The 13,460-nt window shown below is 70.7% G+C and carries 8 protein-coding genes; 7 read left to right on the top strand and 1 reads right to left on the bottom strand.

Going from position 1 to position 13,460, the window contains the following annotated elements; all coding sequences use genetic code 11:
- Window positions 1-124: 124 nt before the first annotated feature.
- The gene (gene edd, locus DRW48_RS07730) at window positions 125-1,930 is read left to right on the top strand and encodes a phosphogluconate dehydratase (protein ID WP_114075910.1); all 1,806 of its coding nucleotides are present in this window, start codon (window positions 125-127) and stop codon (window positions 1,928-1,930) included.
- A gap of 303 nt (window positions 1,931-2,233) precedes the next feature.
- On the top strand, window positions 2,234-3,670 hold the full coding sequence (locus tag DRW48_RS07725) for a mannose-1-phosphate guanylyltransferase/mannose-6-phosphate isomerase (RefSeq protein ID WP_114075909.1): 1,437 nt from the start codon (window positions 2,234-2,236) through the stop codon (window positions 3,668-3,670).
- A 266-nt stretch (window positions 3,671-3,936) separates the two neighbouring features.
- Here DRW48_RS07725 and DRW48_RS07720 read toward each other — a convergent pair whose 3' ends face one another.
- On the bottom strand, window positions 3,937-4,404 hold the full coding sequence (locus DRW48_RS07720; protein ID WP_114075908.1) for an Lrp/AsnC family transcriptional regulator: 468 nt from the start codon (window positions 4,402-4,404) through the stop codon (window positions 3,937-3,939).
- A 123-nt stretch (window positions 4,405-4,527) separates the two neighbouring features.
- On the opposite strand from DRW48_RS07720, the gene putA reads away from it, so the two are divergent.
- The 5 genes from putA to DRW48_RS07695 all read left to right on the top strand — a co-directional run bounded on the left by putA (window position 4,528) and on the right by DRW48_RS07695 (window position 13,392).
- On the top strand, window positions 4,528-8,031 hold the full coding sequence (putA, locus tag DRW48_RS07715; protein WP_241963416.1) for a bifunctional proline dehydrogenase/L-glutamate gamma-semialdehyde dehydrogenase PutA: 3,504 nt from the start codon (window positions 4,528-4,530) through the stop codon (window positions 8,029-8,031).
- Between the two features lie 97 nt (window positions 8,032-8,128).
- Window positions 8,129-8,809 (top strand): MarR family winged helix-turn-helix transcriptional regulator, encoded by a 681-nt coding sequence (locus DRW48_RS07710; protein WP_114075907.1) that lies wholly within the window; start codon window positions 8,129-8,131, stop codon window positions 8,807-8,809.
- On the top strand, window positions 8,802-10,208 hold the full coding sequence (locus DRW48_RS07705; protein ID WP_114075906.1) for a DUF6212 domain-containing protein: 1,407 nt from the start codon (window positions 8,802-8,804) through the stop codon (window positions 10,206-10,208). Before DRW48_RS07710 ends, DRW48_RS07705 begins: the two co-directional genes overlap by 8 nt.
- A complete protein-coding gene (locus DRW48_RS07700) occupies window positions 10,205-12,850 on the top strand; it encodes a glycosyltransferase (RefSeq protein WP_114075905.1) in 2,646 nt (881 codons plus the stop codon). The genes DRW48_RS07705 and DRW48_RS07700 overlap by 4 nt, the downstream gene beginning before the upstream one ends.
- Entirely contained in the window at window positions 12,847-13,392 is a 546-nt protein-coding gene (locus DRW48_RS07695) for a hypothetical protein (RefSeq protein WP_114075904.1), read from the top strand. The genes DRW48_RS07700 and DRW48_RS07695 overlap by 4 nt, the downstream gene beginning before the upstream one ends.
- Window positions 13,393-13,460 lie beyond the last annotated feature (68 nt).

Raw genomic sequence — 13,460 nt, 5'->3', positions numbered from 1 at the left:
CGGCCGACCATACGCCGACGCGAGGCGGATGCCTGTCGCCTGCCCTTGCCCCGTTACCGCTAACGACTTACCTTATTAACCGCTGACGCCTCGCCCTTCTCGCAGCCGCCAAAGGAAGCCCGCCATGTCGCTGCACCCCACAATCGCCCGTGTCACCGACCGCATCCGCATCCGCTCGCAGCGGGATCGCGACGCCTATCTGGCGCGCACCGCCGCCGCCGCCGAGGTAGGCCCGCGGCGGGCGCACCTCTCCTGCGGCAACCAGGCGCATGCCTATGCCGCCATGCCCGACAAGCAGGACCTGGCGCTGACCCGCAAGCCGAACCTCGGCATCGTCACGGCCTATAACGACATGCTCTCGGCGCATCAGCCCTACGAGCGTTACCCCGACCTGATCCGAGCCGCCGCCCACCAGTCGGGCGCCACCGCGCAGGTGGCGGGCGGCGTGCCTGCCATGTGCGACGGCGTGACCCAAGGCCAGGCGGGGATGGAGTTGTCGCTGTTCTCGCGCGATGTCATCGCCCTCGCCGCCGGGGTCGCGCTGTCGCATGACACTTTTGACGCGGCACTGTTTCTGGGGATCTGCGACAAGATCGTGCCCGGCCTCGTGATCGCCGCCGCGACCTTCGGCCACCTGCCGGCGGTGTTCGTTCCGGGCGGGCCGATGCCCTCGGGCCTGCCCAATGACGAAAAGGCCAAGGTCCGCGAACAGTTCGCCAAGGGCGAGGTTGGCCGCGACGTGCTGATGGCGGCCGAGATGGCATCCTACCACGCGCCCGGCACCTGCACCTTCTACGGCACCGCCAACAGCAACCAGATGCTGATGGAGATCATGGGCCTGCACCTGCCCGGCGCCAGTTTCGTGAACCCGAACACGCCGCTGCGCGAGGCGCTGACTGCAGCGGCCGTCGCCCGCGCCGCCGCGATTACCCAGCTGGGGAACGACTACATCCCCGCAGCCGCCGTGCTCGATGAACGTGCCTTCGTGAACGGCATCGTCGGGCTGATGGCAACCGGCGGGTCGACCAACCTCGTGATTCACCTGCCGGCCATGGCGCGGGCGGCCGGCATCCACCTCGATCTGGAGGACTTTGCCGAGTTGTCGGACGTGGTGCCGCTGATGGCGCGGGTCTATCCCAATGGCCTTGCGGACGTTAACCATTTCCACGCGGCGGGCGGGCTGCCTTGGCTGATCGGCAACCTGCTGGAGGCCGGGCTGCTGCACGAGGACGTGCAGACCATCGTCGGCCCTGGCCTCGCCCGCTACACCGCCGAGCCGCGGCTGGATGCCGAGGGTGGTCTGGTCTGGGTCGACGGTCCCAAGGCCAGCTTGAACGACCGCATCCTGCGGCCCGCCAGCGACCCCTTTGCGCAGACCGGCGGCCTGAAGGCGCTGACCGGCAATCTGGGGCGGGGGGTGATCAAGATTTCGGCCGTCAAGGAAAGCCATCATATCGTCGAGGCGCCGGCGCGGGTGTTCGCCGACCAGGACGCGGTCAAGGCGGCATTCAAGGCGGGCGAGTTCACCAGCGACACTGTGGTCGTGGTCCGCTTTCAGGGCCCGCGCGCGAATGGCATGCCCGAGTTGCACGCCCTCACCCCGACCCTGTCGGTTCTGCAGGATCGCGGGCTGAACGTTGCGCTGGTCACGGACGGGCGCATGTCGGGCGCCTCGGGCAAGGTGCCTGCGGCGATCCACCTGTCGCCTGAGGCCGCCAACTGCGGCCCGCTGGCCCGCGTGCGCGACGGCGACGTGATCCGCGTCGATGCGGTGGCGGGCACCATCGACGATCTGGCCCCCGATTTCGCCGACCGCCCGCCCGTCGCATATGACCCCGAGCATTCCGCGCATGGCGTCGGGCGCGATCTTTTCGCAGCGTTCCGCGCGGTGGCGGGGCCGGCAACCGAAGGGGCTGCGGTGGTCGTCTGACGGCTGGCAAAGCGCGGCGGCTGCGGCGCCCTACAAACGAGGGTGCCGCGGGAACCTGCCGGGCACCGCAGCCGGCGACGGAGCCGAACCGCGCGGCGGCCCGGAGATCAGTGAGGCCCGGCATGGGCGACCATCAGCCGTGCTGCAGCGCGGGCATTGGCAGCGACCTGCGATCTGCCACCGCCGGGAAACCTCCCGGTGCGGCCACCGACCGCCAGCGCCGAAATCCCTCGCGCCCTCCGCACCCCCTCGCCTCGCGCCGCGCCGCGGGCTATCACCGAGCCGCAGCAAGTGAGGCCGCCCATGTCCGATCCGACGCCCGCGATCATTCCCGTCCTGCTTGTCGGCGGCGCCGGCACACGCCTGTGGCCGGTCTCGCGCAAGGCCTTTCCCAAGCAGTTCGCGCCGCTCCTCGGGGCTCAATCGCTGTTCCAGGCCTCGGCCCTGCGGCTGTCGGGTACCCACTTCGATGCACCGATCGTCACCACCAATGGTGATTTCCGCTTTATCGTGACCGAGCAACTGGCCGAGATCGACATCGCCCCGCAGGCGGTGCTGATCGAGCCATCGGCCCGCAACACCGCGCCCGCGATCCTCGCCGCGGCCCTCCATGCCGCCGCTACCGACCCGGATGCGCTGATGCTGGTCGCGCCCTCAGACCATGTCGTGCCCGATACCGAGGCGTTCGGTGCGAGTATCGCCGCCGGGGTTCCGGCCGCGCGCGCCGGACAGATCGTCACCTTCGGCATCGCCCCGACCCGGGCCGAGACCGGCTATGGCTGGCTCGAGCTCGACGGGCCGCCCGGCGACGGGCCGACACCGCTGCGCCGGTTCGTCGAAAAACCCGACGCCTCTGCCGCAGCCGCCATGTTGGCCGAGGGGCGCTATCTGTGGAACGCGGGGATCTTCCTTTTCACCGCGCGCACCATGATTGATGCGTTCCGCGCCCATGCGCCCGATTTTCTGCCGCCGGTCGAGGCGGCGCTGAAGGGCGCGACCACCGACCTGGGCTTCCTGCGCCTTGACCCGAAGGCCTGGTCACGGCTGCCGGACCTCTCGATCGACTACGCGGTCATGGAGAAGGCACCCAACCTCAGCGTCGTTCGCTTTTCCGGGCATTGGTCGGACCTTGGCGGCTGGGACGCCGTCTGGCGCGAGCAACTGCCCGCTGGCGCGGCTGGCGGCAGCGTGACCGACCCCCGCTCGACCGCCATCGATTGCACGAACGTCCTGCTGCGATCCGAGGCCGACGGGGTCGAGGTCGTGGGCATCGGCCTCGAGGATACCATGGTTGTCGCCACGGGCGACGCCGTGCTCGTCGCGCCCATGTCCCGCGCGCAGGAGGTGCGGCGCGCGGTCGCCGCCCTCAAGGACAAGGGCGCCCGCCAGGCCGAGGCCTTCCTGCGCGACCACCGCCCGTGGGGCTGGTTCGAGACGCTGGTGCTGGGCGAGCGGTTCCAGGTCAAGCGCATCGTCGTCCACCCCGGCGCGTCCCTGTCACTGCAAAGCCACATGCACCGGGCCGAGCACTGGATCGTCGTTAGCGGCACCGCCCGGGTCACGGTCGGCGAGCAGGTCACCCTGATGGCCGAGAACCAGTCGATCTATGTACCCTTGGGCGCGCTGCACCGCCTGGAAAACCCGGGCCGCGTGCCGATGGTCCTGATCGAGGTGCAGACCGGCGCCTATCTCGGCGAGGACGACATCATCCGCTACGAGGATGCTTACGCGCGCGGCTGAGGTTGGGGCTGAGGTTGAGAGGGTGATTTCCGACTGTGCCGGGCCGGCCGCCGGTGTGGTGGTAGACGACCAACCGACTGCACCCCGAGCCTGACGACAGGACGCCACGGGTTAACAACAGCAGACTGTGCTCGTCAGCGGGTGTGGCCAATGACCAGCGCCAGTGGCCCTCGGCAATGGGTAGCGGCCAAAGGCCACTGGGCGCGCGGCGGAGTGGTAATCAGGTACCGCCAGCCGCGCACCCCAACTCCTCCCCAGCCCAAACGCTAAAGCAACACATCCTTCACCGCCTCCATGCTGACATGGGTCGAGGTACTCTCGACATGCGGCAGGGCGCTGATCGTCTCGCCCAAGACCGCGCGGTATTCGCGGATATCATGGGTGCGGACTTTCAGCAGGTAATCGAACGCGCCGGCGATCATGTGGCACTGCTCGATTTCGGGCAGTTCGCGCACGCGGGCGTTGAAGGCGCGCAGCGCGGCCTCGGAGGTGTCCTTCAGCTTGACCTCGACAAAGGCCACATGCTCGCGCTCCATCGCCACCGGGTCGAGGATGGCGCGAAAGCCGCGGATCACCCCGCCCTCGATCAGGCGCGCCAGCCGGACCTGCGTCGGCGACTTGGACAACCCGACCCGGGCGGCAAGGTCGGTGACCGCCATGCGGCCGTCCCGCGCCAACTCGCGCAGGATGCGGGCGTCGATCCGGTCGATCGGCCTGTGCTTTGGCTGTTTCATGCGTATTCGACCTGAGCCTGCGCCATCCTTCGCACCATAAGCCTGCAACCGGCGCTAAGACAGGCCCTTTTCCTGCTCGATCCGCCATATGGCTGTGCCAACCCATTGCACCCCGAGGCCGCCATGTTCGACATTCCCCAGCCCCATTGCGTCCAGTCCCGCCCGGTGATGACCGCCGCTGACGCTGCCACGGAATCCGATCTTTTGGCAGCACTGGCGCCGCTCGGCCCGACCCCCGCGCAGCGGCTGGCCGCGACCGCCCGCGGGGCCGAACTGGTGCAGGCGATCCGCGACAGCGCGCGTCCCGGCCTGATGGAAATGTTCCTCGCCGAATATGGGCTGTCGACCCGCGAGGGTGTCGCGCTGATGACCCTGGCCGAGGCGCTGCTTCGCGTGCCTGACCGCGCCACCGCCGATGCGCTGATCGCGGACAAGGTGGGCACCGGCAACTGGCGCGCGCATCGCCGCAGCTCCGGCTCGGCTCTCGTCAATGCCGCGACAGAGGGGCTGGTGCTGACGCGCGGCGTGCTCGCCCCTGACATGGAGGACGCGGGCGCCCTGCGCGCCGCCGTCCGCCGCCTCGGCGCCCCCGTGATCCGCCGCGCCGTGACCCGCGCCATGCGCGAGATGGGCGATGCCTTCGTGCTGGGCCGCGACATCACCGAGGCGCTGCGCCGCGGCCGCGGCCCGCAGGCGCAGGGCTACACCTACAGCTATGACATGTTGGGCGAGGCCGCGATGACGGCCGCCGACGCGCAGCATTTCGACCAGGCCTACAGCACCGCCATCGCGCGGCTGGCCGGCGATTGCCGCAGCGACGACATCCGCGAGAACCCCGGCATCTCGATCAAGCTGTCGGCGCTGCACCCGCGCTACCAGACCGCCCAGTCCGACCGCGTGATGGCCGAGCTGGTGCCGGTCGTCACCCGCCTCGCCCGCGCCGCGCGCGATGCGCGCATGGGCTTTAACATCGACGCCGAGGAGCAGAACCGACTGGAGCTGTCGCTGGACGTGATCGCAGCCGTGCTGGACGATCCCGCACTGGAAGGCTGGGACGGCTTTGGCGTGGTCGTGCAGGCCTACGGCAAGCGCGCGCCCGCCGTCCTCGACTGGCTCTACGATCAGGCCGGCACGCGCGGCCGGCGACTGATGGTGCGGCTGGTCAAGGGCGCCTACTGGGACAGCGAGATCAAGCGTGCCCAGATCGACGGCGCGCCGGGCTTTTCGGTCTTCACCCGCAAGGCCGCAACCGACGTCAGCTACCTGTGCTGCGCGGGCAAGCTGGTGGGCATGACCGACCGCATCTATCCGCAGTTCGCGACCCACAATGCCCATACCGTTGCCGCGATCCTGGCGATGACCCCCGACCGCAAGGGGTGGGAGTTTCAGCGCCTGCACGGCATGGGTGAGGCGCTGCACGACATCGTGCGCCGGGCCGAGAGCACGCGCTGCCGCATCTATGCCCCTGTCGGCCCGCACAAGGACCTGCTGGCCTACCTTGCCCGGCGCATGCTGGAAAACGGGGCCAACAGCAGCTTTGTCAATCAGGTGGTCGATCCCGACGTGCCTGCGGCCGAGGCAGCGGCCGACCCCTTCGCCCGCCTCGCCGCGCAACCGCGCAATACCGCCGTGATCCCGCCGGGCGATCTGTTCGCGCCGCGCCGGCGCAACTCGGCCGGCGCCGACCTACAGGAGCCGGCGATGCTGGCCGCATGGGAGGCCGCGCGCGCGCCCTTCGCCCAGGCCGAATGGCATGCAGCCCCGATCCTCGCCACGGCCCGTGAGGGTGCCGAGGCAACCGCGCAGCCGGTCGAGAACCCGGCCCGTCCGAACGACCGGCCGGGCACCGTGAGCGAGGCAAGCGCCGCTGACGCGGACGCCGCACTGACCGCCGCCTGGCCCTGGTCCGCCCCGGTGGCCGAGCGCGGCGACGCGCTGCGCCGGGCAGCCGACCTCTATGAATCCCACCGCGGCGAGATCGCGGCCCTGCTGGCGCGCGAGGCCGGCAAGACCCCGGCCGATGCGCTGGGCGAGTTGCGCGAGGCGGTCGATTTCCTTCGCTATTACGCCGCCGAAGCCGAGGCCTTAGGTGACGCCGCGCCGCGCGGCATCATCAGCGCCATCAGCCCCTGGAACTTCCCGCTGGCGATCTTTACCGGCCAGATCGCCGCAGCGCTGGCGGCGGGCAATGCGGTGCTGGCCAAACCGGCCGAGACAACGCCGCTAATCGCACACCGCGCCGTGCAACTGATGCACGAGGCAGGCGTGCCGCGCAGCGCGCTGCAACTGCTACCCGGCGCGGGCAGCGTCCTAGGCCCAGTGCTGACCGGCGATCCGCGCGTCGCCGGCGTGGTCTTCACCGGCTCGACCGCGACGGCGCAGTCGATCAACCGGACCATGGCAGGCGCCCTCGCGCCCGACGCGCCCCTGATCGCCGAGACCGGCGGTCTGAACGCGATGATCGTCGACAGCACCGCCCTGCCCGAACAGGTGGTGCGCGACGTAATCGCCTCGGCCTTCCAATCGGCCGGCCAGCGGTGCAGCGCGCTCCGCTGCCTCTATTTGCAAGAGGACGTCGCCCCGGCCGTGCTGGCTATGCTGACCGGCGCGATGGACCAGCTGCGGATCGGCGATCCTTGGGATGCGGCGACGGACGTCGGCCCGGTGATCGATGCCAAGGCGCGGGCCACGATCCTCGACTACGTATCGGCGGCCGAGGCCGAAGGTCGCGTGCTGCACCGCCTCAACGCGCCGGCCGAGGGGCATTTCGTTGCCCCGGTGCTTGTCCGCGTCGGCGGCATCGCCGATCTGGCGCGCGAGGTGTTCGGCCCGGTCCTGCACGTCGCGACCTTCCGCGCGCGCGACCTGGACACGGTGATCGCTGCGATCAATGCCTCGGGCTACGGGCTGACCTTCGGGTTGCATTCGCGGATGGCCGGCCGGGTCGAGACGGTCGCGAGCAAGATCCGCGCCGGCAACATCTACGTCAACCGTAACCAGATTGGTGCGGTCGTCGGCAGCCAGCCGTTCGGCGGCGAGGGCCTGTCCGGCACCGGCCCCAAGGCCGGCGGCCCGTCCTACGTCCCCGCCTTCGTCCAGCCACACGACACGAAACCGGAGGCGCTCACCTCGCCCCAAGGTGTGCCCGCCGACGCCGACGCCGTCGCAGCCGCGCTAGCTGCCCTGCCAGACGAGGCTGGTAACCTTCAGGCCGAGACCATGCCCGGCCCCACCGGCGAGGCGAACCGCCTGACCCGCCATGGACGGGGCCCCGTGCTCTGCCTCGGCCCGACGCTGGCCGAGGCAGAGGCGCAGGCAGCCCAGGCCCGCGCCGCCGGCGCGCCGGCGCTGATCGTCGCCCCCGGTGCACGCGGCCCGCACGCCATCGACGGCTGGCTGGACCCGGCGCTGGTTGCGGGACTGCCACATCTGGCGGCGGTTGCCTGGCGTGCTGCAGATGATCCCGCAGCCCAAGCCCTGCGACGCGCGCTTGCCAGCCGCCACGGCCCGCTGATACCGTTGCTGACCGAAGCCGACATCACGCCCCGCTGCCGGATTGAGCGGCATATCTGCATCGACACGACCGCAGCGGGAGGCAATACCGCCCTGCTCTCTGCGGCAGGTTGAGAGCGCCGCTTTACCCGTCAGGGTTGACTTCGGAGTTGTTGCGGCTAAGCCCATGTAACAATGGGGTCCCGCGGTTTGGACACGAAGAAGTTTGGACATGCAGCGGACCGATCATAGCCATACCGGTACCCCGCACGGACATGACGACGGGCAACCCGAGGCGCGGGGTCGCAGCCATGTCGATGCCGCCGATGTCCGCCGCATCGTCGGCTTCGTGGCGCTGGTCTCCGCCAGCTTCGACGGCGCGCTGCGGCAACTCGATCCCAGCCTGACGCTCAGCCAGTATGCCGCGCTCGAGGCGATCAATCGCGCCGGCCGGCTGCGCCCGTTCCGCCTCGCAAGCCAGCAGCGCATCTCCCGACAGTTGGCGTGGCAGACCTGCAAGCGGTTGGAAAGCCTCGGCCTTGTCGCCTTCGAGGGGATGGAGGCCGGCAAGCGCGGGGTCGAGGTCACGGCCACCCCGGCGGGCGCCGCGCATCTGGACGGCATCGCATCGCTGCTGGATCGCCTCGCCGAACGCCTCGGCGAGCCTGGCGCCAAGGGCGAGCGCTTCGAGCCGCATCCGACCCGGCGCGGCCTACGCCTGCTGGCCCATGCCGCCGGCGCGCTGCAGGACGAGGCCGAGACGGCGGCCGGGGCTGACAGCCCAGATGCGCCGGCCGAATCGCCCGCCCCGCGCCGCAAACGCGTGACCCCGCAGCCACCGCCCGCGCCCGAGGGAGGGGCGATGCCATGGAAAGATCCCGCCCCGATCCGCACGAAGTTCGACCATGAGTGAAGCCGCCCCCATCGACCCCGACCCAGCCCGACAGGACACGTCGCCCCTGCCGCTGCTTCTGGTCGCAGGATCCGTGCCGGAAGATCTGGCCGCATCGCTGCCGGGTTTTGAGTTGCTGCCCGTCGCCCTCGACACCGCACCGGACGATCCGAACCTGCGCGCGGCCATGGCGCCAGCCCGCCTCCTGCTGGCGCCGCGCGCCAGTCTGACCCAGGCGCGCGATCTGGCCGACGCGGCCGGCCTGCCCGACCTCGCCGTCGCGGCGCTGGAGGATGCCATCACTGCCGTGCCGGCCGCCCTCGCCGCGCGACTGGCCGCGGCCGAGCGTGACGCCGGCATCGCGCGCCGCAGTGCCGCCCTGCTGCGCCGCGAAACCGAGGAAGTGAGCCGCCGCCTGAACACCCTTGAGGCCTTCATCTGGGGCCTCGGCGGGCCGCGGCAAATGCAGGCGCTGCACTGGCCCCCTGCCGATCGCATCGCCCATGCGCCCGCGGCGGACGCGGTCCTTACCCAGCGGTTGCCGATCGACAGCCCCGGCATCGCCGCTGTCGATCTGTGGCTGCCAGATGCCGGCGAGTCCGAGGCGCGCGAACTGTCGGTCGCAATCCTCGACAGCGAGGGCACCGTCCATGCCTTGCGGCTTGATGACGGCGCCCTGCGCCGCGACGACGGCTGGCTGCGTTTCCTCGCACCTGCCCCGCTGGCAGGCGATCGCCAGGATTGCAGCCTGCAACTGTCTGGTGCGGACCCCAAGCTTTCCCTCGGCCTCGGCCCGGCGGTGCCAGACCCGGATTTTGCCCTGCACGGCTCCGATACCCAAGACGGCGAGGACAGCGACCGGACCCTCGCCCTGCGCGTCTGGCGCGCGACCGGCGGGGCCGGCCTGACGATCACGGAGGGCGGCGCAGGCCGACCCGGCAATGCATTCGCCCAGCGCATCCGTCCCGCCGATATGCCCCGGCCCAGCCTGCTCGCCACCCCGCGGGGCGCCAAAGACTACGTCGCGACTGCCTTTTGGGCTGGCGAGGACGCCATCCTCGTCCACCCCTCGGCTGGAGGTCCCGTCTGCGCGCTGCTGCAACGGGTGCCGCTGGCCGGCCTGACGCGCCTGTCCGCGGTGGTCCACGCCGCCCGCCGCGACGGACCGCCCGTGGCCTTTGCGCTGGGCGTCAGCCAATCGGGCAACATCACCGAGGATAACTGGGCTGACCACCTCGGCCCCTGGGTAACGCTGCCGCCGGGCGGCTGGGGCGAGGTGCACGCGCCTCTCAAGGCCGCGGCAATGTCCGGCGAGCGGTGCGACGTGGCGCTGGCGACCGCAGTCGCCGGCGGCGCCAGCAACGACAACGCCTGGGCCCTGTTCCGTGCCTTCCGGGCGGTCGGAAGGTTCGAGCCGTGAGCTCGCCCGACCCTCGCGGCGGCCCCGCCGCCGGCGGGGCGCCGCGTGTCAGCGTGGTCATCCCCGTCATGGGTCACCCGGTACTGGTCGACGACGCGATTGCGTCGGCGGCAGCGCTGCTCGACGAGGGGACGGTCAGCCGCATCATCGTCGTCAACGACGGCTGCGGTTTTGCCGAGACGCGCGATGCGCTGGCCTCTTGGGCGGCGGCGCTCGGGCGGGACCGGCTGAAGGTCGTGCCGCAGGTCAACCGCGGCCTCAGTGCCGCGCGCAACGCCGGGATCGAGGTTGCACTGGCGGACCCCGTAGGACCACCGGATGCGCTGTTTTTGCTCGATGCCGACAACCGCTTTGCGCCTGGCGCTGGCGCCGCCTTCGCGGCGCTGCTGGAGGGTCACCCGGAGGGCGACTGGTTCTATCCACCGTTCGATTTCTTCGGCCAGGACGGCAGCTACGCGGGCGAGGCGGCGCCCTCGGCCTTGATGCACATCCTCGCCAATCATTCCGAGGCCGGCAGCCTGATCCGCACCCGCGTCTTTGCCACGGGCCTGCGTTTTGCCGAGGACCTGCGCCAAGGCTATGAGGATTGGGACTTTTTCCTCGCCGCGACCGGCCGCGGGCTGGTTGGCCTGCCGGCTGGCCGGCCGCTGATGCAGTATCGCAAGCGTCCCGCCTCGATGCTGGCCGCCAGCCACGAACTCGACAGCCGCCTGAGGGCGGATCTGCGCCAGCGCCACCCTTGGCTGTTCCAGCCGCGCGGCCTGCTGGCGCGCGAGGCAGCGGATTTCCCTCGCTACGCGCTGACTGCACAGGCCACCGGCCCGGCCGTGGTGGGCAGCGATCCCGCCCTGATGGCCGCATGGCCTGCGGGCGAGTTGCAGGCGGCGCTGTTCCGCCATCTCGGCGCCCCGCTGCGCCACCACGCACCGCCCTATGTTATCGTCATGCCAGACGCCCTGCGCGCGGCCCTTACAAACGCCGGTCTGCTGAGCGGCATCCTGTGGAACATCGAGCGCCGCTTTGCCCGCGATCCGGACTGCGAAGCGATGACCGTCGGCATCGCTGCCTCTGATGCGACCTTCGGCTGGACCGAGGCTGGCGATGCCGCAGACGCGCCGGCAATCACCGCGCTAAGCCCCGCCATTATCGCCCGCGCCGCCGCGCAGGGCGAGGTGCCGGCCGATGCCGCGGCCCTGCGCGCCGGTGCAGCGCGGGCGCAGCTGACCTTGCCGACGAGCATCGCGACCGGCCCCGCTGGTGATGGCAGTGCGACCGAGGCCCAACACCTGCTGGCCGGCCTCGCCGCCCACCCTTACCGCGCCACGTTGGCCGAGCGCTGGGACTGGCGCGAGCCGGGCGGCGCGCGCTCCCGCGCCGCGGCGATCACCGCGCCCCGCCAGGTGGCTCATGGTGGCGTGGTGCTGCCGTTCCTCGGCACGCCCGGCGCGCGCCTGGAGATCGGCTTTACCGTGCCGATTTTTGACCAAGGCGGCGTCGAAAAGGTGGTCCTGCAACTGGCCCGCACGCTGCATGAGGCTGGCCATGCCTGCCATTTGTTCGTCATCGGCGGCCGCCCAGCGCATCTGCATCCGGACGAGCTGGCGCTTTTCGCCTCGCTCAGCTTCCTGCCCGATCCCAGCGCCGGCGATTGGCACGGAACACCCTACCTCGGCACCGCCGAGCCGAGTTGGGGCAATCCGACGGAGCGTTCTGACCTCGAAGGGCTGCTGCGGCCGATGGACCTGGTCATCAACGCCCACGCTGCAGCGGTCCACAAGGTCGCAGCGGCGCTGCGCCGGGGCGGCACCCGTATGGCCAGCCACGAACACCTGCTCGAGGTCAGCCAGTATGGCCGCAGCTATGGCCCGCCCATGCTGGCCCTCGCCTATGAGAATGCCTACGACCGCATCCTGACCTGCTCGACCTCGCTGTCCGACTGGCTCGGCGCGCACGGCGTGCCGCAGGCCAAGCTGATGCCGTTGGTCAACGCCCCCGGCTATCCGCTCGCCCCGGCCGATGTCGCAGCCGCGCTCGCGGGGCGAGCCGATCCCCTGGCGGAACGGCCGCTGTCGGTCCTCTACCTCGGGCGGCTGGACGAGCAGAAAGGCATCGACCGCGTCGCCGCGATCTTTGCCCGGCTAGCTGGGGCCGGCGGCGCGAATTTCCGCCTGACGGTCGGCGGACGGCCCGTGGTCGGCGGCGCTGAGCCCGTGAACTGGCCCCCCGGCACGCAAGTGTTGGGGGCAGTCGAGGGCCCCGAGGCGCTGACCGCTGCCTTTGCCGGCGCTGATATCCTGATCCTGCCCTCGCGCTACGAGGGGCTGCCGCTAGTCTTGCTCGAGGCGCAGCGCGTCGGCTGCGTGCCCATCGCGACCGATGTCGGCGCGGTGCGCGAAGCCATCGACCACGGCCGCACCGGTTTTGTCGTGCCCGAGGATGACTGCATCGCCGCGATCACCGACCACATCCTGCACCTCTCGCAAGACCGGCCGCGCCTCGCGGCCATGTCGGAGGCCGCAGCCGCCACCAGCCGCGACTGGCAGCAAGCGGCCCAACCCCTGCTGGACTGGTGCGCCGCAATCGCCGATATGCGGGATGAAGCCTCGCCCGAGCCCATTTCCGTTGGAGCCCTCGCCACATGACCCTCACGGCTGACGCCCTCTCTGCCTACCGCACCGCCGCGCGCCTGCTGGCGACCCTGACCAATGTGCGCATCGACCTGCTTTCCGAGGCGCTGGACGAAACCGCGCCCGGGACGGGGGTCGAAATCACCGGCTATCACGACTTGGGCGAGCGGTTCGCCGTCTGTGTGCCCCAGGGCGCACGGGCGCAGGTCCGCTCGCTGCGACCGCAACAGGCGGCGGTCGCGCTCGACAGCGATTTCCCTGACTGGCTCAGCCTCGAGGGCTGGCTGCCAACCGGCTCGACTGCCGATCGCTGCGTGATCGAGGCTGAGATGCTGGCCGAACGCGCCATCGCCGCCGAGGTATTCGTGCGTATCATAGAGGCCGATGGCACCGGGCTGGACCAGCCGCCGCAAAGCTGGCGGCTTGATGGCCGGGGGATTTCCGTCGCCGAGGTCCCGCTTGATCCGGACGACAGCCGCCCGCGCAAGATTGTGGTCCTGCTGCGCCGCCCGCCGGCCGAGATCACGCTGCGCCAACTGGCACTGGTGCCGGTCTGACTTGCGCCCCGCCCTGCCGCCGGCACCAGCCGGATGGGGGACTCTCCCACCTCGCCTGGGGGTTGGGC

The organism is Paracoccus suum, from assembly GCF_003324675.1.
GTDB lineage: Bacteria > Pseudomonadota > Alphaproteobacteria > Rhodobacterales > Rhodobacteraceae > Paracoccus > Paracoccus suum.
Note: the sequence above shows the minus strand (reverse complement) of the source record. Positions and strands in the feature narration are given on the sequence as shown.

Bases quoted from the DNA above. Each gene is read 5' to 3' on its own strand.
- DRW48_RS07710 (WP_114075907.1), top strand. From the start codon at position 8,129: ATGCAGCGGACCGATCATAGCCATACCGGTACCCCGCACGGACATGAC.
- DRW48_RS07725 (WP_114075909.1), top strand. From the start codon at position 2,234: ATGTCCGATCCGACGCCCGCGATCATTCCCGTCCTGCTTGTCGGCGGC.
- putA (WP_241963416.1), top strand. From the start codon at position 4,528: ATGTTCGACATTCCCCAGCCCCATTGCGTCCAGTCCCGCCCGGTGATG.
- edd (WP_114075910.1), top strand. From the start codon at position 125: ATGTCGCTGCACCCCACAATCGCCCGTGTCACCGACCGCATCCGCATC.
- DRW48_RS07705 (WP_114075906.1), top strand. From the start codon at position 8,802: ATGAGTGAAGCCGCCCCCATCGACCCCGACCCAGCCCGACAGGACACG.
- DRW48_RS07720 (WP_114075908.1), bottom strand. From the start codon at position 4,404: ATGAAACAGCCAAAGCACAGGCCGATCGACCGGATCGACGCCCGCATC.
- DRW48_RS07695 (WP_114075904.1), top strand. From the start codon at position 12,847: ATGACCCTCACGGCTGACGCCCTCTCTGCCTACCGCACCGCCGCGCGC.